Source organism: Cryobacterium sp. MP_M3, assembly GCF_015752155.1.
GTDB lineage: Bacteria > Actinomycetota > Actinomycetes > Actinomycetales > Microbacteriaceae > Cryobacterium.
Genome location: NZ_JADOVI010000011.1, coordinates 117,540 through 138,277, shown reverse-complemented (window position 1 = coordinate 138,277; position 20,738 = coordinate 117,540). Strand labels below are relative to the sequence as shown.

The window sequence follows — 20,738 nt, the reverse complement described above, 5'->3', positions numbered from 1 at the left end:
ACCACGCCGGTGGTGGGGCTGAACGATACGAATCACGAATCTGAACAGTGGGGCTCACTCGCACCAGGGGTGGTGCCCATCGAAGCCAATATTCAGCGGTGGGTGTTGATCCCGTCGCAGGAGTACCGCACACCACGGGGTATGTCCTCGCCGTCGAACGCGACGAGCGCGGACCCCTGGTCGTAAATACGACCCAAACAACTTCTTTCGACTGAACCACAACATCATTCCGTAGCCAACGACGCCCAAGTAAAACACCATTTTGTCGCAGTGGCTGTTCGGCTGGGCACGTGTGCTTCGACACGAGCTCAAGAGTGAACTCGAGAGTCATATTCGGAACGCTAGAAAAATGCCGAATGCCGTTCCCCCTCACGGTGGACTGGGCCGCGTCATGTCCCCCGAAATGATGATTTTCCGTTGCGGGACCGGGCGTTCAGTATTAAATTTGGGTGCAAGGTTCTCGTACGTGCACGACCATTTTTTCGCCGACTGGGCAACGACGCGAAATTGGAGGCCGAGCCAGGGTGACATTCGGGTTGTCGCCCTGGCGCGGATTTTCACGCGCAGTATGACGTCATATTAGTCCGACTTTGAGCGGCACGGCCAAGACGAAATGGATGAACAGCCCAACGACGTGTGGCTCCGCGCCCGGCGCCTCCAAGACGACCAGGATCTGCAGCCCGAGGCGCGAGTCCGGTGCTGACGACGAGAGGAGCTCGCTGGATTAGCGGACGCGTTTGCCTACCCGGGTTGTCGGGCAGAGTCAGGAACATGCTCCTGAGGCGATGCCGAGCACGTGTTCGGCGAGGACGAGGCAGAGCAGTTCACTGTCGGTCAGGACGGGTCGTGACCCTGGTCGGCCCCGTTCACCCGGAAGCTGCGGCCCGGAGTGAAACCATAGCCCCACCCCGACAACGCACCATAGCCGCCCCTCCAACTGCGGGCATGCATGTGCCGGTTCACACGCCCCTCAGCACCCAGTCATTGTCGGGGTTTCTGCCACCCTCAGGGTCCGGTACAGCCGAAGCCGGCGAGGACGTGCTCAGCTCCTCCACTGGCACCCGAGCCGGCAAGGCTCGCCAGCGGTCCAACGGGGCCGGGACAACTGGCCCCCGCTCATTCCCCTGAACGCACTCGTCCGAGTCCCCACTCATGTTGCCCACCTTCCGTTTGCCAACACTCAGCGTCAGCCCAATCTCCGCGACGTGGTTCGTTCCTGCCGCTGAGTGTACGCCCGCCGTACCGCGGGCCTTCGCGCTCAAAGGTTTCCACGTATGGAATCACTCATCACCAGAGGACCACCGCTCGGACCCGGACAGAGTAGGTTGAGGTTGGTCCTCTTCGAACCCGTCGCATTCGCCGATCGGGTCATTCCGATTCCAACTGCAACGCCATGCTTCACTACGAAGGCGACTCATCGTGGGCACACTGACGTACGACCGGGTGAGGATCCAATTCGAGGATCGAACCCTGGCTCATCTACAGATTGTGATGATCCAGAAACTCCGACGTGGCGAGAGCTTTCTGCTGTCCTGGTGCAATACCGCGGAGTCGGGCGGTGGCCGCAGCTCCACCTGGATTAGTCCTGCAGCTCCGATATATTTCGAATTTTCTGGCGGCCCGTACTCAATCAATCAAGTGTGGCTCGCTCAGCTCACTCTCTCTGCAAACAGCATCCATGGTTTAGTGACCATCGGCGAACACAAGTCATCGACGCCCCCGACCGACCAAGCAACCACACGAGAGTCAGGAGCCGGCCAGAGCCCGGTGAATCCTTGGTCGCACTCCTGAGCTCGTAAGCGCTCGGAGCATCTTCACTGTCTTTCACGCAGAGAGCAATGAGACATCCGATCGAGATTGGCCGCCGCGGAATCACCAACTGCCGGGGTCTCGCAACCGCGTGTTTCCACAGATCAGCGCGTGTCGGGACACGCACATGCCCTCAAGTCGGGTCCCGGCTACACCCGTATCCGAGGACCCCAATCGTGGTCATAATGGCGGCATGAACGCTGTGAAGACTCTCGATCCGGCTGACCCTCAAACCCCACCGAAGAACTCCCCAGCGACTGTCCCGGCCCGTGGCCGAAAAGCCGGTGGCCAGGTCCCAAAAGACAATCGGTAATCCACCGTGCGGGCACTGCCGTCGGGGAAAAGTAACACAATCAGTGCCAAGGAGGAGAAATCAGCATGCTCAAGCAACTTGACATCATGGCGGTCCTTCCAGCGAAGGACATGGTCAGGGCCAGAAACTTCTATCGGGACGTGCTTAGACTCGAGCCCGCGGACGTAATGGATGAGGAAAACCTCCTCTACCGCTGCGGGAACGGAACGGCCTTCCTGCTTTACAAGACCGACAATGCGGGCACCGCAAAGAACACTCAGATGGGCTGGGGAACCGACAACATCACCGCGGAGGTCGAGGATCTCCAAGGCCGTGGCATCGTCTTCGAGGAATACGACTTTCCCGGCCTCAAGACTGAGAACGGCATCGCGACGACCCCGGTCGGGAAAGCTGCTTGGTTCACAGATAGCGAGGGAAACATTCTCAACATCTTCCAGCGCCAGTAACCCCAACAACCCACGCTCAACAGTCGACTACGAGCCGGCACGTAGACATTTGTACGCTCTTGCCGCCCAGCGCGGCTCGAAGCCGTTCGCAGTCGTCCTCGCCCGGGTTCGGATGGGCCGAGAACTGGCGGCTGTTGACGGGTACGCGGCGGCGTCTTGTGAATCGGAGCCGGCGGGCAATGCGGACATCGGGTGACTGCGGTGTCGGCTGCCGGGGCTGAACGTTGGGTGGTTTCCGCGTCAAGGGGTGGCGCATCACGGCCACCTTGTGATGCTGCCTTGAACTTCTGTTCTTGGCTTCGGTCCCGGCGATTTTCAGAGATGCTGAATGTATCCTGCCAGCGAGTTCATTAATGCAACGGCGGCGCGGGCAGCCGTGGGCACGCTCGGCACGGAGTGGTTGGCCCACCAGTCACACCTAAAACCCTCGAGCCTCCGACCGGTCGAATCCGCGTGGCGGTTGTATGTCGAACCCACCTGGGGAATGCGTGCTGTGGGAACCATTCGGCACAGCGAAGTTCAGGCGTGGGTGACAGAAATGACGGGCCGCAAGGGAGCCACGACCGTGCTCCGCGCATATGGGGTCCTCGCTGCGCTCCTAGACATCGCGGTCAAGGACCGACGGATCAGCTCGAACCCGGCCCGCGGTGTCAACCTGCCCCGGAAGGTGCAGAAGGACCACCTGTACCTGAGCCACGGCCAGGTCGCCGCTCTGGCGCGAGCCTCTGGCGATCGGTCCACCCTCGTCCTCGTGCAGGCTTACTGCGGGCTGCGCTGGGGCGAGGCAATCGGCCTCGAGGTGCGGGACCTGGACCTGGCCCGGCGCCGAATCAACATCAACCGGAACGCGGTCGAAGTCGGTGGACGCATCGAAATCGGGTCGCCGAAGGCATCGAAACGACGCTCGGTCCCCTTCCCTGAATTCCTGACCCCGGGACTCGCCGACTCCTGCGCGGGAAAGCAGCCGACCGACTTGGTCTTTTCGGACCGGTTCGGGCAGCACCCCAAGCGCACCCGGGTGAGCGTGGGGACCCGGAGCTGGTTTCTGACCGCACTAACGACCGCGGGCCTGCCTCAGATGACTCTCCACGACCTCCGGCACACGGCCGCGAGTCTCGCGGTCAGCGTCGGCGCAAACGTGAAATCGGTGCAGCGGACACTCGGTCACGCCTCTGCGGCGATGACCCTGGACATTTACGCGGACCTCTTCGATGCCGACCTCGACGCCGTTGCCACGCTACTGAATCAGGCCGCCACGTTTTCGAATGTTGCCAAAATGTTGCCACGGGAGCATTCCGGCCAAGAAAAAACCCCCACATCCCTTGAAAACACTGGGATGTAGCGGAAAAAACGAGCGGAGACGGTGGGATTTGAACCCACGGTACCCCGTGAAGGGTACTCCACCTTAGCAGGGTGGTGCACTAAGCCGTACTATGCGACGTCTCCTTGGTGCCTGCAATGCAAACACACCTCAGCAATCATAACCTCACAAGCGGCATCCGATTGAACACCGGCCCCGGATGCCCGATTGCTACTGGTTCTCGAGGGTGCGGCCGACGGAACAGGTCAGTTCCCCAGCCGTCTGCCCGGTCACCGAATCGGGGAGCACGGTGACCCCCGGTGTCGTCGCGGCCGGATCGGGTGTGGCGTTCGGGTCCGTCGGCGCCTCGACTGCCGGGTCGGTCGGCGCGGGCGTCGCGGACGGGTCCAGGGTCGCGCCGCGCCCGGTGCTGCCGCCCAATTGCAGCGGCTGGTCGGCTGCGACGGCCGTGAACAGGTCGTCGAAGTCCGGCTGCAACGGGATGACGCCCCCGGTGGCGGCACCGGTGGGAACCTGGACGAATGCGACCTTGTTGAGGTCGATGTCCTTGAGCGCCACGGCGATCGACGCGATCGTCGACACATTGTTGAGGTTCGTGGAGAGTTGCATGTTGGCGGTCACGGCCTTGGCCAGCGAGTACACCTTGAGCGGATCCGACAGTGTCGATGCGCTCTTCACCGTGCGCACCAGCGCGGACATGAACACCTGCTGGTTGTTGATCCTGGTGAGGTCACTCCCGTCACCCACCCCGTGTCGTGTGCGCAGGAACTGCAGGGCCGCAACCCCCTCGAGCGTGTGCATCCCGGGGGTCAGGTAGGTGTCGGTGTGATCGTCCTGGATCTCCTCCGCCACGCAGACCGGCACCCCACCGACGGCGGTGGACATGGCCATGACACCGCTGAACTGCACCTCCGCGGCGTAGGGGATGCTCAGGCCGGTCAGCTTCTCCACGGTCAGAACCGTGCAGGCCAGCCCGCCGTAGGTGAGGGTCGTGTTGATCTTCTGACGGCTCATCGAGTCGAAGGTGCCGCCGCTCGGGTCGGGGCATGCGGGGATGGGGACGAACATGTCGCGGGGGAAACTGATCACGGAAGCGTTCGTGTGGTCTTCCGAGATGTGGAGCAGCATCGTCACGTCGTTGAGGTCGCCGGTGGAATCTTCCGGGCCGAAGACCGGATCCTGGCCTTTCCGGGTGTCGCTCCCGACCACCAGGAGATTGACCCCGCCGGGGATTGCGCCGATCTGAGGCACCGGCCCCTTCGTCTCATTGGTCAGGTGGACCGGCGCCTGCACGCTCGCGGCGACGTCGTAGGTGGCGAGGGCGGCTACGGACACCCCGCTGACGAGCACGACGGCCAGGGCCGCGGCGAGGAATTTCACCACGGTGACGACCGGGTTGGACCTTCTCAGCCGGCCGTGCCTGGCGAAGGTCGCAAGCGCTCGCGACCGTGTCGAGCGGGGCCGCAATTGGTCGCTCACTCAGGTCCCTTCGTCGTGTGCCGGCGTGCAGCATCCAGGTGCGGAGGGCGTGGGATTCGAACCCACGAGACATCTCTGCCCACCAGTTTTCAAGACTGGCTCCATCGGCCGCTCGGACAGCCCTCCCTGTTCGCTGGGCGAGCGTGCAGGGAGCACACGATCGACACAGGCGAATACCGACCGATTCTATCCGATGAGCCACCATCCAGAATGCCAGCGGATGCTGGCAGGCGGCTGGGTGAGGCTACAGACTGCTCAGCACGAACGCGAGGCCGTCGTCCTGAACGGCCCCGGTGGTCTCACCGGCCGCGGCGATGACCTCGTCCGGCGCCTGCCCCATCGCAACCCCGCGGCCGTGGACGGCCGCCCACTGCAGAAGCTCGATGTCGTTGCGCCCGTCGCCGACGGCCATCACCCGGTCCCGGGGGATGCCGATCTCGGCACGCACCCGTTCCATCGCGGTGGCCTTGTTCACTCCGTCGGGGGCAATGTCCAGCCACGCGGTCCAGCCGATCGCGTAGCTCACCCGGTTGAGGCCCATCCGGTCGACGACGCGGAGGAAGTCGTCCATGTCGTGGTCGGGCGAGATCACCACGACCCTGGTGGCCGCATGGCGCAGGAGGTCGTCGAAGTCGACGTGCTCGCTGTCGAGTCCGATGGTCGCGTCGGGGAACGGCTCGGTGTAGCGGTAGTAGCCGTGCTCGTCCTCGACGGCGTAGCGGGCGGTGGTCAGATGCGACTTGATCGAGAGGAGAACCTCGGTGGGGTCGAAGGTCTCGACCCACTCGCGCCGGTAGCCGGTGGGCGAGTCGGGGTCGCGGTGCAGCGTGATCGCACCGTTGGAGCAGACGACGAAGCGCGGGGCGATCTCGAGGCGGTCGAGCACCGGCAGCGTGGTCGCGGCCGACCGCCCCGTGGCGAGCATGATCTCGTGGCCGGCCGCGTCCAGGCGCCGCACCTGGTCGAGCACGCGCTCGCTGATCGTGCCGTCCTCGTGCATGGTCGTGCCGTCGATGTCGAGGGCCACCAGCCAGGGCGCATCCGTTGTGCCCTGCCCGGTCACGGTCTCCGCACCGAGGCTCACGGCGTGGGCTCGATCACGGTGAGGCCGCCCAGCCAGGGCCGCAGGGCCTCGGGGATGAGCACCGAACCGTCGGCCTGCTGGTGGGTCTCCAGCATCGCGACGATCCAGCGGGTGGTCGCCAGGGTGCCGTTGAGGGTGGCCACGGGGGCCGTTTTGCCGGACTCGGTGCGGTAACGGATGTCCAGGCGCCTGGCCTGGTAGGTGGTGCAGTTGCTCGTACTGGTGAGTTCGCGGTAGGCGTTCTGGGTGGGCACCCACGCCTCGATGTCGAACTTGCGCGCCGCGCTCGACCCGAGGTCGCCGGCGGCGACGTCGATCACGCGGTAGCTCAGTCCGAGCGACTGGAGCATGTCCTCCTGAAGGGCCACGAGGCGGTCGTGTTCGGCCTCGGCGTTCTCGGGCAGCACGTAGGCGAACATCTCGAGCTTGTTGAACTGGTGCACCCGGATGATGCCGCGGGTGTCCTTGCCGCCCGACCCGGCCTCGCGCCGGTAGCAGGTCGACCAGCCCGCGTAGCGGAGCGGCCCGCCGGCCAGATCGAGGATCTCGTCGGAGTGGTAGCCGGCGAGCGCGACCTCGCTCGTTCCGGTGAGGTAGAGCTCGTCCGCGGGCAGGTAGTAGATCTCGTCGGCATGTTCCCCGAGGAAGCCGGTGCCGTCCATGATCTCGGGGCGCACGAGGGTGGGGGTGATCAGCGGGATGAAACCGGCCGCGAGGGCACGGTCGAGGGCCATGTTCATCAGCGCGATCTCGAGGCGCGCGCCGATCCCCTTGAGGAAGTAGAAGCGCGAGCCGGAGACCTTGGCGCCGCGGGCCATGTCGATCGCGCCGAGGAGTTCGCCGAGCTCGAGGTGGTCGCGCGGCTCGAAGTCGAATGCGGGAACCTCGCCGTGGGTGCGGAGGGTGACGAAGTTGTCTTCCCCGCCGGCCGGGACCCCGTCGATGATCGGATTCGCGATCGTGCGCACCACCGAGGTGAACGCCGTCTCGGCGTCGCCCGCTGCCACGCCGGCGGCCTTCACCTGCGCCGCGAGGGCCTGGGCTTCGGCGACGAGCGCCTTCTTCTCCGCGGCAGGGGCGGATGCGACGCGCTTGCCGAACTGGTTCTGCGTCGCGCGGAGGTCTTCGAACGCCCGGATCGACGCCCTCCGTTCGGTGTCGGCCTCGAGGGCACGGTCAACCGCATCGACGGACGCACCGCGCGCCGTCTGAGAACGCTTGATGAGGTCGGGATTCTCTCGCAGCAGCACAGGATCAATCACGCTGGCCAGTCTACAAGCGCCCGCCGGGGCACCTTGCTAGCCTTGCCCCGTGAATACTCCCGGTCAGACCGAAAGAGTTCTGCGCGCTGCCGTCGTCTACAACCCGATCAAGGTCGACCTGGCGAAATTGAGGCTGAGCGTGGCGGGAGCCGCGTCCGCCGCGGGCTGGGAGGAGAGCCTCTGGTTCCCGACGTCCCTGGACGATCCGGGCACCGAAGCGGCCCGGCTCGCCGTGGAACAGGGGGCATCCGTCGTGATCGCGGCCGGCGGCGACGGCACTGTCCGCGCGGTGGCGGAGGTGCTCCGCCGCACCGGGATCGCACTTGCCATCGTGCCGGCCGGCACCGGGAACCTCCTGGCCCGCAATCTGAAGCTGCCGCTGTCGAGCCTCGACGAGTCGGCCGCGATCGCGTTCACCGGGGTCGACAAGGCCGTCGACGTCGGGGTGGCGAACGTCACGACCGAGTCGGGCGCCGCCATCGAGCACGCCTTTCTCGTGATGGCGGGGATCGGCCTGGACGCCCGGATGATCGCCAGCACCAGCGCCGACCTGAAGAAACGGGTGGGCTGGCTCGCCTACGTCGACGCGGGCGCCAGGGTCATCCCCACGGCAAAACCGTTCCGGATCCGGTACAGCGTGGAAGGGCGCACCGACCGGCCGGCGCACGTGAGCACCATCCTGGTCGCCAACTGCGGCCTGCTGCCCGGGAACATGCAGTTCCTGCCGGACGCCCGCATCGACGACGGCATCCTCGACATCGCGGTGCTGCAGCCGAAGGGCTTCCTCGGCTGGCTCGCGATCTGGCGCCGGGTGACCTGGGAGAACGGGGTGCTTCGCCATTCGGCTGCGGGACGGCGGATCATCGACCGCACCGAATCGAGCAACGAGCGGGTGATGACGACGCTGCGCGGGGCCGGCATCCGGATCGTGCTCGAGCACCCGCAGGAGTTCGAGATCGACGGCGACGAGTTCGGCACCGTGCGTGCGGCGTCGTTCCGCGCCGACCCAGGCTCCCTGACGGTGCGGATGCCGGTCGCGGCCTAAGTGCCGGACGGATCGTCGCCGATCAGTTCCTTCAACCATTCCCTGGCGCCGATGAACACGTCGTCGTCGTAGCGCGAGGTGAACTCGATCGGCTGCTTGTCGGCTCGCGGATACGAGCCGAGGAACAGCACCTTCGGGCTGAACCGGCGCAGTCCGAGCAGCGCGTCGGCGACGCGTTCGTCCCGGATGTGGCCGTCGGCGTCGATCACGAACCGGTACCGTCCCATCGCGTCGCCGATCGGCCGGGACTGGATCAGGCTGAGGTTGACTCCCCGGGTGGCGAACTGCTCGAGCATGTCCAGCAGCGAGCCGGGGCGGTCCTCGGGGAGCTCGACGATCACGCTGGTCTTGTCGGCGCCGGTCCGGGCAGGGAGGTCCCCACGCCTGCCGACGAGCACGAACCGGGTCACCGCGTTCGGGTTGTCCCCGATCCCGGTCGCGAGCACGGCCAGGTCATAGCGGTTGTCGATGCCCGGCGGCGCGATCGCGGCATCCGCCAGGTCGTTGTCGAGCAGGGACGACGCGGCGGTCACGTTGCTCGACGCCGGGATGTGGCCGTGGTGCGGCAGCGTCGCTTCGAGCCAGTTGCGGCACTGGGCGTAGGCGACCGGGTGCGCGTTGACGACCCGCACATCGGCGAGGGCCGTTCCGGGCCTGGCCACCAGCACGAAGTTCACCGGCACGAGGTATTCGCCGATGATGCGCAGGTTCGGCACGTTCGCGAGGGCGTCCTGGGTGGCGGACACGCCGCCGTCGACGGAGTTCTCGATGGCGATCATCGCGGCGACGCTGCGCCCGGAAACGACGTCGGCGAGGGCCTCTCCCACGTTGTTGACCGCGCGCCATGCCTTCCCCCGGGCCTCCGGGACCTGCGCGAGCGCCGCTTCGGTGAACGTGCCGGCGGGGCCGAGGAAGCTGTAGCTGACATTGCGCGTCTCGGACATGGCTCACAGCCTACTTGCAGTGCAAGACTGGGTCCCATGACAGCACAAGCGGGCACCCCGGCCCAGGAATCTGACCTGATCGACGTCGACGCGCTGGTGAAGGCGTATTACGACCTGAAACCGGATGTCTCGGTGCCCGCCCAGCGGGTCGCCTTCGGCACCTCAGGCCATCGGGGAAGTTCCCTGAACACGGCCTTCAACGAGGACCACATCATCGCGACAACCCAGGCGATCGTGGAGTACCGCGCGGCGCAGGGCATCACCGGGCCCCTCTTCATCGGCACCGACCCGCACGCGCTGAGCGGCCCGGCCTACACGACCGCGCTCGAGGTGCTCGTCGCCAACGGCGTCCGCGTTCTCGTCGACGAGTTCGACGACTACGTGCCCACGCCGTCCCTCTCGCACGCGATCCTCGCCTACAACCGGGCCGGAAACAGCGACGAGGCCGACGGGATCGTGGTCACCCCGAGCCACAACCCGCCCTCCGACGGCGGATTCAAGTACAACCCGCCGCATGGCGGGCCGGCCGACAGCGACGCCACCTCGTGGATCGCGAATCGCGCCAACGAGCTCATCGCCGGCGGACTCCGCGACGTGAAGATGAGCGAGCCGAGCGCGGTCGAGACCTACGACTTCCGCGGGCACTACGTCGACGACCTCGAGAACATCATCGACATGGCCGCGATCAAGGCGAGCGGCATCCGGATCGGCGCCGACCCGCTGGGCGGGGCGAGCGTCGGCTACTGGGGCGCCATCCGCGACCGCTACGAGCTCAACCTGACCGTCGTCAACCCCAAGGTCGACCCGACCTGGCGCTTCATGACCGTGGACTGGGACGGCAAGATCCGGATGGATCCGTCGAGCCCGTCCGCGATGGCCTCGGTGCTCACCCACAAGGACGATTACGACATCCTCACCGGCAACGACGCCGACGCCGATCGCCACGGCATCGTGACGCCGGATGCCGGGCTGATGAATCCCAACCATTTCCTGGCCGTCGCCATCGACTACCTGTACAGCCACCGCGAGGGCTGGCGTGCGGATGCCCAGATCGGCAAGACACTCGTCTCGTCGACCATGATCGACCGGGTAGCCGGCTTCCTCGGCCGGGACCTCTGGGAGGTGCCCGTCGGCTTCAAGTGGTTCGTGCCCGGCCTGATCGACGGGTCCGTCGCGTTCGGCGGCGAGGAGAGCGCCGGCGCGAGCTTCGTCCGCTTCGACGGCACCGTCTGGACCACGGACAAGGACGGCATCCTGCTGGCCCTGCTCGCCTCGGAGATCCTCGCCGTGACCGGCAAGTCGCCCAGCCAGCGCTACGCCGAGCTCGCCGAGCACTTCGGCTCCCCCGCCTATGCCCGGGTGGATGCCGCGGCCACGCCGGCGCAGAAGGCGCAGCTCGGCAAGCTCGATGGTGAGGCGATCACGGCCACCGAGCTCGCCGGCGAGAAGATCATCGCCAAGCTCAGCCACGCCCCCGGCAACGGGGCTGCGATCGGGGGGGTCAAGGTCGTCACCGAGAACGCCTGGTTCGCGGCCCGGCCGAGCGGCACCGAAGACGTCTACAAGATCTACGCCGAGTCGTTCAAGGGCGAGGAGCACCTGCGCCAGGTGCAGATCGAGGCGAAGGCGATCGTTGACGCGGCGATCGCCTAGCCCGGACAGGTGACGGATGCCGTCGCCCGGGTTCGCCAGCCGGCGGACGCGGGCGGCGGCATCCGGTTCGTCCCCGCGCTGCGCGCGGTGGTTAGGGAATGCTCCAGTAGTACGCGGTCGCGCCCGGGTGCTTCTCGGTGATCGCGTAGTCGACCGAACGGAAATCGGTGTCGTCGGTGTGGCCGGCGTAGAAGATCTCGATGTTGTCGCCGGAGCCTTCGATCCGGGTGACGACACCGGTGTGGTCGCGGTCGCCCGAGTTGTCCCAGTCGAACTGGGCGATGTCGCCGACCTTGACCTCGTCGCGCTGGTCATCGGTGAGGGCGGTCGCCCTGCCGGAGCTGGCGAGGTACTTCATCATGGCGGTGGAGCTGATCCAGGCCGCCGAGTGCGTGAACGAGCCGCCCTTGCCTTTCGACCACCAGGCGTCGTCCATTTCCCAGCCGCGCTGGATCAGGGACTGGCTGGTGAAGTTGACGCAGTCGTTGTCGGCGATGACGCCGTAGTCGGCGGTGTTGTAGCTGCTCCAGTGCGCGAGCATGTAGGCCACCTGCGCCTCGACGCCGGGCGTGGCCGGCGCCGCGGGGGCGACGGGCGCCACCGGGGCCGGTTTCGGCTGCTCGACGGCAACCGGTGCGCCGGCGTCGGCCGGGGCGGCCCGCGGCGTGGCGGTCGGGGCCTTGGACGCCGAGCCCTTGCCGGTCACGGTGTCACGCGCACTCGCGGCCCGGGCGGCGGACGACGGTGCGTCGCCGCCGAGGGAGGCGACCGCCGCCGTTCCGGCGACAAGGCCGCCGAGCACCAGCACGACTACGCCGATGCGGAAACGCCGGGTCAACAACACAAATATCTCAATTCTTTGGGGGGGGATACGTCCAGACAAGCACATTTACCAGTGAATTTCACTGTGCCCGGCCGTGAGGCGGCACCGGGACCAGGGACTACTTGACACTCCAGAACGAGACCGTCCCGCCGTTCCGGAGCGACTCGTCCACCGACTCGTAGTCGGTATTCGACGTGTGACCTGCGTAATAGATCCGAGCCGACTGCCCGGTCTTCTCGACTCGGGTCACGATGCCGGTGTGGTCCTCGTCGCCGGAGTCGTCCCAGTCGAATTGCACGATGTCGCCGACCTTGACGAGGTTGCGCTGCGTGTCGGAGAGTGGGGTGGCCCGCTCCGGGTGGGCGGCCAGGTAGGCGGCGAAGGCGGTCGAGCTCGCCCAGGCCGGGCTGTATTGGAGGCTGCCCGTGTCGAACGACCAGTCGGCGTCCATGGCCCATCCCCGGGCCACGAGGGACTGGCTGGTGAAGTTGACGCAGTCGTTGCCGCCGATGGAGCCGTACTCGTCGGTGTTGTAGTCGTCCCAGTGGGCCAGCGCGTACGTCGTCTGCGCGGTGACCCTCGGGTCAGGCACGTAGTTGAAGGTGAGCGAGGCGGCGCCACCGGCGGCCGGGGCTGCAGCCGGCGACGGCGCAGGAGCGGTCCGGACCGGTGCTGCGGGAGCGGCAGAACCGGGAGCGGCAGAACCGGGCGCGGGAACCGAGGCGACGGCCGACCCCGCGGCAGCAGCCGCGGAAGCCGGGGCGGGGGCATCCGTTCCGGCCGCGTCGATCGGCACTGTGGCGCCCGTGGCGTCGAAGAGTTCGACCGCGACCGGGCCTGTGTCCAGGTCTGTCGCGGGCGGGGTGGTGATGGTGACGGTGGTCTCGGTGGCCGAGACCACCGCGCCGGCGTTCCCGCCGAAGGTCACGCTCGCCACTCCGGCCAGGTCGTTTCCGCTCACGGTCACGGTTGTGCCGCCGGTGACCGGGCCGACCGACGCACCGTCGGAGGCGCTGATGCTGCTGCGCACGACCGGTTTCGGCTGTTCGACCGGCACCGCGGGAGCGGCGGCGGCGGGAGCGGCACGGGTGGGCGACGGTGCGGCGGCGCCGATGGCACTGCCGCCGGTGGCGAAACCTACCGAGATCGCCACGGCGGCACAGGCCGCCGCGGCGCTTCCGGCGAGCAGGGCGTGCCGGGTTCTCGCTGGCTTCTCCACGCGGTGGCGGGAACGGATACGGGGTTCATTGTTTGGTTCGGGGCGCACAAAATCGTTTCTGGGTAGCTTGAGGGGACCCAAGACCCAATCACGCCCGGATGGCAGAAGCCTGTGCGAGGCATCCGAAACCCGTGCACGCGCAGCAGATCAGTTGTAGCCGGGCGCTGCAGGCAGCCCGAAGAACTCCTCGAGGGTGGTCACTCCCGTGTTGTGCATCTCGGTCGCGAGGTCGGCTCCGATATACCGGAAATGCCAGGGCTCGTAGCCGTAGCCGGTGATCGGGACCTTGTCGGCGGGGTACCGCAACAGGAACCCGAAGCGCCAGGCGTTCTGCGCCAGCCACTGGCCGTGCGGGGTGGCGCCGAAGCAGGGATCGAGCGAGCAGTTGCCCGGCAGCGCGCTGATGTCGATGGCCAGGCCGGTCTGGTGCTCGCTGGTTCCGGGGCGCGCCGTGCTCGTGTCGGCGAAGGCCTGACCGTTGGCCGCCACGTCCTGGTTGTAGACGTCGACCTGGGTGCCGTAGCTGCGATAGGAACTCTGGGACTGGAGCTGCAGGCCGGTTTCCGCCGTGAAGGCGGCGAACATCGCGACGACGGCGTTCGAGGCCTCCGCGCGCAGCATCGGCTGCCAGACGTGCGGAACCGGAACCTCGACCAGGTCGGGCGGGGTGTAGTCGGCGGGCTGCAACGGCCGGACCTTGTCGACGACGGCCCACAGGCTGGTGGGGTCGTCGATCGACCGGGCGGACCGATTGAAGGTGGGCACGACGGCCGGAGGCTGCGAACCTGTCGGAGACGGCCGGGCCGGCCCGGTCGACGTGGGCTGCGGAGTGGGCATCGGCAGTGACGTCGGAGCCTTCGGCGGAGCGGCCTGGTGGCCGGTCCTCGTCACCGCCCCGGTCAGGGATGTTGCCGCCCGCCCGGAAACCGTGCCGATCGCGAGCGCGCCACCGGCGAGAAGCACGGCCACAACGGTCAGCGCAACAATGCGCCGCCTCCGCACGGACCACGACACCCCTGGTTGCTGTTCTTGCCCCACATCGCCGAGCATAGACCCGGCAGGTGAATCTGCCTCTCCGGACGGGCCGCAGAATGGTTGAAGATTGATTGCCCGTCGTGTAACTTTGCACACGATGCAAACTCCTGCCCCCGCCTCCGCCGCCCCGCTGATGAACCATCGGCAGATCCTCTTCGTCATCTTCGGCCTGATGGCCGGGATGTTCCTCTCCGCGCTCGACCAGACGATCGTCGGAACATCGATGCGCACCATTGCCGACGACCTCGACGGCATGGCCCTGCAGGCCTGGGTGACGACCGCCTACCTGATCGTGTCGTGCATCAGCACTCCGATCTACGGCAAGCTCAGCGACATCTTCGGCCGCCGCCCGCTCTTCCTGATCGCGATCACGATCTTCCTCGTCGGCTCCCTGCTGGCCGGCATGGCGAACTCCATGTACGAGCTGGCCGTGTTCCGCGCGATCCAGGGGCTGGGCGCCGGCGGCCTGATGGCCCTCCCGCTCACGATCATGGGCGACATGCTCGCGCCCCGGGAACGGGCGAAGTACCAGGGCTACTTCCTCGCCGTCTTCGGAGTATCCAGCGTGATCGGCCCGCTCATCGGCGGCGTGCTCTCCGGGGCGACGACGATCCTCGGCGTCACCGGCTGGCGCTGGGTCTTCCTGATCAACATCCCGATCGGCATCGTGGCACTCGCGATCGTGCTGAAGTTCCTGCACGTTCCGCACTTCAAGCGCCCGGTGCGCATCGACTGGTGGGGAGCCGTCACGGTGGTCCTCGCCGCGGTTCCGCTGCTGCTCGTCGCCGAGCAGGGCCGCACCTGGGGCTGGGGCTCCCCGGCCTCGATCGCCTGCTACGCGATCGGCGCGCTCGGCATCGTCTCCTTCATCCTGGCCGAGCGGATGATGGGAGACGACGCCCTCATCCCGCTCAAGCTCTTCAAATCGGCGACGTTCTCCATGGCCACCGTGCTGGGCGTATTCGTCGGTTTCGGCATGTTCGGCGCCATGATGACCGTTCCGCTCTACCTGCAGCTGGTCGATGGGGCCAACCCCACCGAGAGCGGCTTCCTCATGCTCCCGATGATCCTCGGCCTGATGATCTCGTCCATCGTGAGCGGCCAGATCATCGCCCGCACCGGCCGGTACAAGATCTTCCCCACCGTCGGCACGGCCTTCATGTCGGCCGGCTTCCTCCTCTTCACCTTCTCAACCGCCGACAAGCCGGTCTGGTTCATGATGATCGGGATGCTCCTGATCGGCCTCGGCCTCGGCCAGCTGATGCAGACGCTCACCATCGCCAGCCAGAACTCGGTCGGCCCCCGCGACATCGGGGTCGCGACCAGCGCGTCGACGTTCTTCCGCCAGATCGGCGGAACGCTCGGCACCGCCGTGCTGTTCTCCGTGCTCTTCACCCGCATTCCGGACACCCTCGCCTCGGCCTTCGGCAACAAGACGCTGCTGGCCGGCGTCAAGGCCGCGGCCACCGATCCTGCCGTGCAGGCCGACCCGGCGAACGCGGGCATCCTCAAACTCCTGGCGAACCCGAGCGGCATCGGCGGAGCGCTCGACGGGGACACGTCGTTCCTCAAGGCCGCAGACCCGCGCCTGGCCCAGCCCTTCCTCGTGGGGTTCAACGACGCGACCCTCACCGTGTTCTGGGTGAGCCTCGTGGTCGTGCTGATCGCCTTCGTGCTGAGCTTCTTCCTCAAGGCCCCGCCGCTGCGGAAGACGTCAGCGCTCCAGGAGGCAGCCGATGAGCACGCCGCCGAGCAGGCCGAGCTCACCCGGGACGCCCAGCGCGCCGCGGACTCGATGGGCGCCCTGATCGAACCGGGAATCGACGTCGACGAATTCGAGCGCCCGGCGCAGCCGACGAACCGCTGACGGCGCGAGTCCGCCGCCCTGGGGAATGATCCGTGGCGGCGGGCGGTTGCACTCTGAATGCGTATTGTTATTGCAGGTGGACACGGAAAAATCGCTCGGAAGCTGACCCGGCAGCTCACGACGGACGGCCATGAGGTCGTCGGGCTGATCCGCACGGAGGAACAGAGGGCTGATCTCGTCGCTGACGGGGCCGTCCCGGCGGTGATCGACCTCGAGCAGGCATCGGCCGCTGAGGTGGCCCACCTCCTGAACGGAGCCGACGTCGCCGTGTTCGCGGCCGGCGCCGGAGCGGGCGGGAGCGAGGAGCGCCGTCAGGCCGTTGACTTCGGCGGCTCCGTGCGGCTGGCCGACGCTGCCGAAGCCGCCGGCGTGGCGCGCTTCATCCAGATCTCCTCGACCGGCACCGAGAAGGTGCGTGCAGGTCAGACCCCCGCGGATGTCCCGGCAGACTTCCTGGGTTACCTGAAAGCCAAGCTCGCAGCCGAAGAAGACCTCATCACCCGGCCCCTGGCCTGGACGATCATCCGCCCCGGCGGCCTGATCGACGAGCCGGGCACCGGCCTGGTGCGCCTGCGCCCGGCCGGCCCCGGCCTGCCGGAAGAACCGGCAAGCGTTCCCCGCGCAGACGTCGCGGCCGTGCTGGCCGCGCTGATCGAGACCGGAGCCGCCGAGCGCCGCGTGCTGCATCTGGTGTCCGGCGATGAGCCCATCGGCGCCGCCGTAGCCGTCTTCGCCTGAGCCGCCCGCCGCTCTCGGGCTGAGGGTCGGCCAACCGGTAACCCTCAGGGGGCACCCTCGAAGCGCGGTCCCTGCGGCATTCGCCGGAGGGACCGCGCTTGAACGTTGGCGCGATGTCTGACACTCTGTGAGAGCGCTCTCATCTGTGAGATGGAGCGGTCCCCGGCCGGAACATCCGCCGGGGTGAATCCACTGGAGGATCACATGAACGTCGAGACCATCGCCGAAAACTCCCCTCTGGACGATAGCGCGTTCGACGCCGGAGAGGGCAGCGTGCGGGGTGGACCGGTCGACCTGGACGGACGCCGGTTCTACCGGATCGAGAACTACGACCAGATGCCGCCGTTCTTCATGACCCTCGTCGGCGCGAGCGACGTCTGGTTCTTCATCTCGAGCACGGGGGGCCTGACGGCGGGCCGGGTCGACGCCGATCGGGCCCTCTTCCCCTATTACACCGACGACAAGGTCACCGAAAGCGCCGGGCGAACCGGCGGTCTCAGCGTGCTGCGCGTTCGACGCCCCGACGACACCAGCACGCACTGGCAGCCGTTCGCGGATCTTCGCCCCGGCGATCAAGCCGTGCAGCGCACCCTCTACAAGGACGCCCTCGGCACCACCCTGGTCTTCGAGGAGACCCGTCCGGACCTCGGCCTGCGCCTGCGCGTGACCTGGCAGACGAGCGCGCGCTTCGGCGTCGTGCGCAGCTGCGCCCTGACCTCGCTCGCCGACGACAAGCCGGGCGGACAGACTGGCGAGCAACTCGACATCGACCTCCTCGACGGCCTGGTGAACATCCTTCCGGCCGGGGCCGGACAGAAGACGCAGAACGAGCTGAGCGTGCTGCTCGACGCCTACAAGCGCGCCGAACTCGACCAGCCGACCGGCCTCGGTCTGCTCACGCTGAGCGCGACCCTGTCCGACCTCGCCGAGCCCAGCGAATCGCTGCAGGCCAACGTGGCCTGGCAGGTCGGACTGGACAACGCCGAGCATCTGCTCTCGATCGACCAGGTGGCCGCCTTCTCCCGGGGCCGGGGCATCACCGCCGAAACGGATGTCCGCGGCCGGCGCGGCGCCTACCTCGTGCATGCCCGGATCAGGCTCGCCCCCGGCAGCACTGCGAGCTGGCACGTCGTCGCCGACGTGAACCAGGACTCGGCCGATGTCGTCGGCCTGCGCGCGAAGCTGCGCGACCCGCTCGGTCTTGCCGCGGAGCTCGCGGCCGACATCGTCGGCACCCGGTCCGACCTGGAAACGATCCTGGCGGCCACCGATGCCACGCAGCAGAGCGGCGACGAGCTGGCGACCATCCACCACACCGCCAATGTGCTCTTCAACACGATGCGCGGCGGCGTCCCCGCCGAGGGCTACACGGTGGAGCCCCGCGACGTGCGGGCGTTCATCGCCCAGCGGAGCCCGTCCACCGCACGCCGCTGCGCCGCGGTGCTGGAGGCTCTGCCCGAGCGGCTGCGGGCGGACGAGCTCATCGCCATCGCCCGGGAGCATGGCGACGTCGACCTGTGGCGCCTCGCCACGGAGTACCTGCCGCTCACGTTCAGCCGTCGGCACGGCGACCCGAGCCGGCCGTGGAACCAGTTCCGGATCGTCCTCACAGACGAGAGCGGGAACCGTCGCCTGGAGTACCAGGGCAATTGGCGGGACATTTTCCAGAACTGGGAGGCGCTGGCCTGGTCGTTCCCCGAATACGTCGAGTCGATGGTCACGATCTTCCTCGACGCCACGACCGCCGACGGCTACAACCCATACCGGATCTCCCGCGACGGCATCGACTGGGAGGTGCCCGAGCCTGAGAACCCCTGGGCCAACATCGGGTACTGGAGCGACCACCAGATCATCTACCTGCTCAAGCTGCTCGAGACATCCCGGCGTTTCCACCCGGGACGCCTCGACGCGCTCATCAACCGGGCGGCCTTCACCCACGCCGATGTGCCGTACCGGATTGCCGGCTATGCGGACATCCTCGCGGACCCGTACAACACGATCACCTTCGACGAGGAGCGACAACGGTTGATCACCCGACGGGTCGCCGCGGAAGGGGCGGACGGCCGGCTCGTGCACGGAGCCGACGGAGACCTCGTGCGGGTGACGCTGGCCGAGAAGGTGCTGCTGCTCCTGCTGGCCAAGCTCGTCAACCTGGTGCCGGACGGCGGCATCTGGATGACCACGCAACGCCCGGAATGGAACGACGCCAACAACGCGCTGGTCGGCCGAGGGCTCTCGGTGGTGACCCTCGCCTACCTGCGCCGCTACCTCGTCTTCATGCAGGATCTCCTGACCGTCGACGTCGAGCTCAGCACCGAGCTCGCCGGGCTGCTCACCGCGGTGCGCGACGTGCTCCGCGGGCATGCGGATGCGCTGGCCGGCGGGTTCGATTCCACGCGCCGACGCGCCGTCATGGACGGACTGGGTGAGGCCGGCACCGCCTACCGGGACCGGGTCTACGCCGGGTTCGGCGGCGATCGCGCGACGGTCGCCGCAGCAGATGTGGCCGAGCTGCTCGGTCTGGCCCGATGCTTCGTCGAGTCCGGCCTGCGCGCGAACCGGCGGGACGACGGGCTCCTGCACTCCTACAACCTGCTCGGCCTCGGATCTGATCGGGCCGACGTGCGACCGCTCGCGGAGATGCTCGAGGGCCAGGTCGCGATCCTGTCCTCCGGCCTGCTCAGCCCCGAGGAGTCGCTGGACGTGCTCGGCGCGCTGCGCACCAGCCGGCTGTACCGCGCCGACCAGCACAGCTACATCCTCTATCCCGACAAGGACCTGCCCTCCTTCCTCGCCCGTAACACGTTCGGCGCGGAGCGGGCCGCCGACTGCCCGCTCGCCCTGCGCCTCGTGGAGGCCGGGGACCGCAGCATCGTGGTGCGGGATGTCGCCGGCGACCTGCACTTCGCCGCCCACATTCGGAACGCCCAGGGCGTTTCGGAGGCGCTGGACCGGCTCAGCGCCGACCCGGCCCTGCACGACGCCGTGGAACGGGACCGGGTACGGCTCCTCGACATCTTCGAGGACGTCTTCCGGCACGCGGAGTTCACCGGGCGCTCCGGCTCGTTCTTCGCCTACGAGGGCCTCGGCAGCATCTACTGGCACATGGTGTCCAAGCTGCTGCTCGCGGTGCAGGAAACACTCGAACGTGCCCTCGCCGAGCGGGCCGACGAGTTGGCGATCCGGGGGCTGATGGCGGCGTATGAGGACGTGCGGGCCGGCATCGGCTACTGCAAGGACCCTCTGACCTACGGCGCCTTCCCGACCGACCCCTACTCGCACACACCGGCCGGACACGGCGCCCGGCAGCCGGGGATGACCGGGCAGGTCAAGGAGGAGGTGCTCACCCGCCTGGGCGAACTCGGCCTGCGGGTCGAGGACGGTCGCATCCGGCTCAGACCCACCCTGCTGCGGGCCGGCGAATGGACCACGGCACCCGGCACGTTCGCCTACCGGGACGTCGCCGGCGAGCGGCAGCGCATCGAGCTGCCCGTGGGCGCGCTCGCGTTCACGTTCTGCCAGGTTCCGGTCGTGTTCCACCGCGGCGGCCCGCTCGAGGTGGTCGCGCACCTCGCCGACGGCAGCCGGGTGTCCGGAGCCGGCGGTGCGCTCGACGCCGAACTCAGCGCGAGCGTCTTCCGCCGCGACGGCCTGGTGCGCTCCATCAGGGTGACCGTGCCGGGGACGGCCGAATTCTGAC

At 67.6% G+C, this 20,738-nt stretch carries 15 protein-coding genes, 2 tRNA genes and 1 pseudogene; 9 read left to right on the top strand and 9 right to left on the bottom strand.

Annotated elements, in window-relative coordinates; translation table 11 throughout:
* The 4 genes and pseudogenes from IWX89_RS18580 to IWX89_RS13520 form a co-directional block, all read left to right on the top strand.
* Positions 1 to 186 (top strand): hypothetical protein (locus IWX89_RS18580; protein WP_231383277.1); only part of this gene is annotated, 186 nt, incomplete at its 5' end.
* A pseudogene (locus IWX89_RS19135) lies at positions 185 to 235 on the top strand (BBE domain-containing protein); the annotation flags it as partial. The gene IWX89_RS18580 and the pseudogene IWX89_RS19135, both read left to right, overlap by 2 nt.
* A 1,952-nt stretch (positions 236 to 2,187) precedes the next feature.
* Positions 2,188 to 2,568 carry a VOC family protein gene (locus IWX89_RS13525; RefSeq protein ID WP_196904062.1) on the top strand — a complete coding sequence of 127 codons (381 nt, stop codon included), beginning with the start codon at positions 2,188 to 2,190 and terminating at the stop codon, positions 2,566 to 2,568.
* A gap of 328 nt (positions 2,569 to 2,896) precedes the next feature.
* Positions 2,897 to 3,910 carry a site-specific integrase gene (locus tag IWX89_RS13520; RefSeq protein ID WP_196904061.1) on the top strand — a complete coding sequence of 338 codons (1,014 nt, stop codon included), beginning with the start codon at positions 2,897 to 2,899 and terminating at the stop codon, positions 3,908 to 3,910.
* A 13-nt stretch (positions 3,911 to 3,923) separates the two neighbouring features.
* On the opposite strand, the gene IWX89_RS13515 is transcribed toward IWX89_RS13520, so the two are convergent.
* The 5 genes from IWX89_RS13515 to serS form a co-directional block, all read right to left on the bottom strand.
* Positions 3,924 to 4,014, bottom strand: a tRNA-Ser gene (locus IWX89_RS13515).
* A gap of 85 nt (positions 4,015 to 4,099) precedes the next feature.
* Positions 4,100 to 5,368 carry an LCP family protein gene (locus tag IWX89_RS13510; protein ID WP_196904060.1) on the bottom strand — a complete coding sequence of 423 codons (1,269 nt, stop codon included), beginning with the start codon at positions 5,366 to 5,368 and terminating at the stop codon, positions 4,100 to 4,102.
* 41 nt (positions 5,369 to 5,409) lie between these two features.
* Positions 5,410 to 5,494 (bottom strand) — tRNA-Ser (locus IWX89_RS13505).
* Between the two features lie 118 nt (positions 5,495 to 5,612).
* Positions 5,613 to 6,452, bottom strand: coding sequence for an HAD-IIB family hydrolase (locus tag IWX89_RS13500; protein WP_307836564.1), 840 nt, complete (start codon positions 6,450 to 6,452; stop codon positions 5,613 to 5,615).
* Positions 6,449 to 7,714 carry a serine--tRNA ligase gene (gene serS, locus IWX89_RS13495; protein WP_196904059.1) on the bottom strand — a complete coding sequence of 422 codons (1,266 nt, stop codon included), beginning with the start codon at positions 7,712 to 7,714 and terminating at the stop codon, positions 6,449 to 6,451. Before serS ends, IWX89_RS13500 begins: the two co-directional genes overlap by 4 nt.
* Before the next feature lie 49 nt (positions 7,715 to 7,763).
* On the opposite strand from serS, the gene IWX89_RS13490 reads away from it, so the two are divergent.
* Positions 7,764 to 8,759, top strand: a complete 996-nt coding sequence (locus tag IWX89_RS13490) for a diacylglycerol kinase family protein (protein ID WP_196904058.1) — start codon at positions 7,764 to 7,766, stop codon at positions 8,757 to 8,759.
* On the opposite strand, the gene pheA is transcribed toward IWX89_RS13490, so the two are convergent.
* Positions 8,756 to 9,703 carry a prephenate dehydratase gene (gene pheA / locus IWX89_RS13485; protein ID WP_196904057.1) on the bottom strand — a complete coding sequence of 316 codons (948 nt, stop codon included), beginning with the start codon at positions 9,701 to 9,703 and terminating at the stop codon, positions 8,756 to 8,758. The two genes, IWX89_RS13490 and pheA, sit on opposite strands and share 4 nt — an antisense overlap.
* Before the next feature lie 36 nt (positions 9,704 to 9,739).
* Between pheA and pgm the strand changes: the two genes are divergently transcribed.
* The gene (pgm, locus tag IWX89_RS13480) at positions 9,740 to 11,356 is read left to right on the top strand and encodes a phosphoglucomutase (alpha-D-glucose-1,6-bisphosphate-dependent) (protein WP_196904056.1); all 1,617 of its coding nucleotides are present in this window, start codon (positions 9,740 to 9,742) and stop codon (positions 11,354 to 11,356) included.
* Between the two features lie 91 nt (positions 11,357 to 11,447).
* Here pgm and IWX89_RS13475 read toward each other — a convergent pair whose 3' ends face one another.
* The 3 genes from IWX89_RS13475 to IWX89_RS13465 form a co-directional block, all read right to left on the bottom strand.
* Positions 11,448 to 12,194: an amidase domain-containing protein gene (locus IWX89_RS13475; protein ID WP_196904055.1), complete on the bottom strand. Its 747-nt coding sequence runs from the start codon at positions 12,192 to 12,194 to the stop codon at positions 11,448 to 11,450.
* A gap of 103 nt (positions 12,195 to 12,297) precedes the next feature.
* Entirely contained in the window at positions 12,298 to 13,398 is a 1,101-nt protein-coding gene (locus IWX89_RS13470) for an amidase domain-containing protein (RefSeq protein WP_196904054.1), read from the bottom strand.
* A gap of 147 nt (positions 13,399 to 13,545) precedes the next feature.
* Positions 13,546 to 14,361, bottom strand: a complete 816-nt coding sequence (locus IWX89_RS13465) for a D-alanyl-D-alanine carboxypeptidase family protein (protein ID WP_307836563.1) — start codon at positions 14,359 to 14,361, stop codon at positions 13,546 to 13,548.
* Positions 14,362 to 14,530: 169 nt separating this feature from the next.
* Here IWX89_RS13465 and IWX89_RS13460 point away from each other — a divergent pair, with 169 nt between their 5' ends.
* The 3 genes from IWX89_RS13460 to IWX89_RS13450 all read left to right on the top strand — a co-directional run bounded on the left by IWX89_RS13460 (position 14,531) and on the right by IWX89_RS13450 (position 20,737).
* Positions 14,531 to 16,300: an MDR family MFS transporter gene (locus IWX89_RS13460; protein ID WP_231383275.1), complete on the top strand. Its 1,770-nt coding sequence runs from the start codon at positions 14,531 to 14,533 to the stop codon at positions 16,298 to 16,300.
* A 57-nt stretch (positions 16,301 to 16,357) separates the two neighbouring features.
* Positions 16,358 to 17,038, top strand: coding sequence for an NAD(P)H-binding protein (locus IWX89_RS13455; protein WP_196904053.1), 681 nt, complete (start codon positions 16,358 to 16,360; stop codon positions 17,036 to 17,038).
* Between the two features lie 204 nt (positions 17,039 to 17,242).
* Positions 17,243 to 20,737, top strand: coding sequence for a hypothetical protein (locus IWX89_RS13450; RefSeq protein WP_196904052.1), 3,495 nt, complete (start codon positions 17,243 to 17,245; stop codon positions 20,735 to 20,737).
* Position 20,738 lies beyond the last annotated feature (1 nt).

What these genes read in the sequence shown, in the direction of transcription:
- IWX89_RS13525 (WP_196904062.1), top strand. Translation starts at nt 2,188, where the DNA reads ATGCTCAAGCAACTTGACATCATGGCGGTCCTTCCAGCGAAGGACATG.
- IWX89_RS13520 (WP_196904061.1), top strand. Translation starts at nt 2,897, where the DNA reads ATGTATCCTGCCAGCGAGTTCATTAATGCAACGGCGGCGCGGGCAGCC.
- pheA (WP_196904057.1), bottom strand. Translation starts at nt 9,703, where the DNA reads ATGTCCGAGACGCGCAATGTCAGCTACAGCTTCCTCGGCCCCGCCGGC.
- pgm (WP_196904056.1), top strand. Translation starts at nt 9,740, where the DNA reads ATGACAGCACAAGCGGGCACCCCGGCCCAGGAATCTGACCTGATCGAC.
- IWX89_RS13460 (WP_231383275.1), top strand. Translation starts at nt 14,531, where the DNA reads ATGCAAACTCCTGCCCCCGCCTCCGCCGCCCCGCTGATGAACCATCGG.
- IWX89_RS13455 (WP_196904053.1), top strand. Translation starts at nt 16,358, where the DNA reads ATGCGTATTGTTATTGCAGGTGGACACGGAAAAATCGCTCGGAAGCTG.
- IWX89_RS13450 (WP_196904052.1), top strand. Translation starts at nt 17,243, where the DNA reads ATGAACGTCGAGACCATCGCCGAAAACTCCCCTCTGGACGATAGCGCG.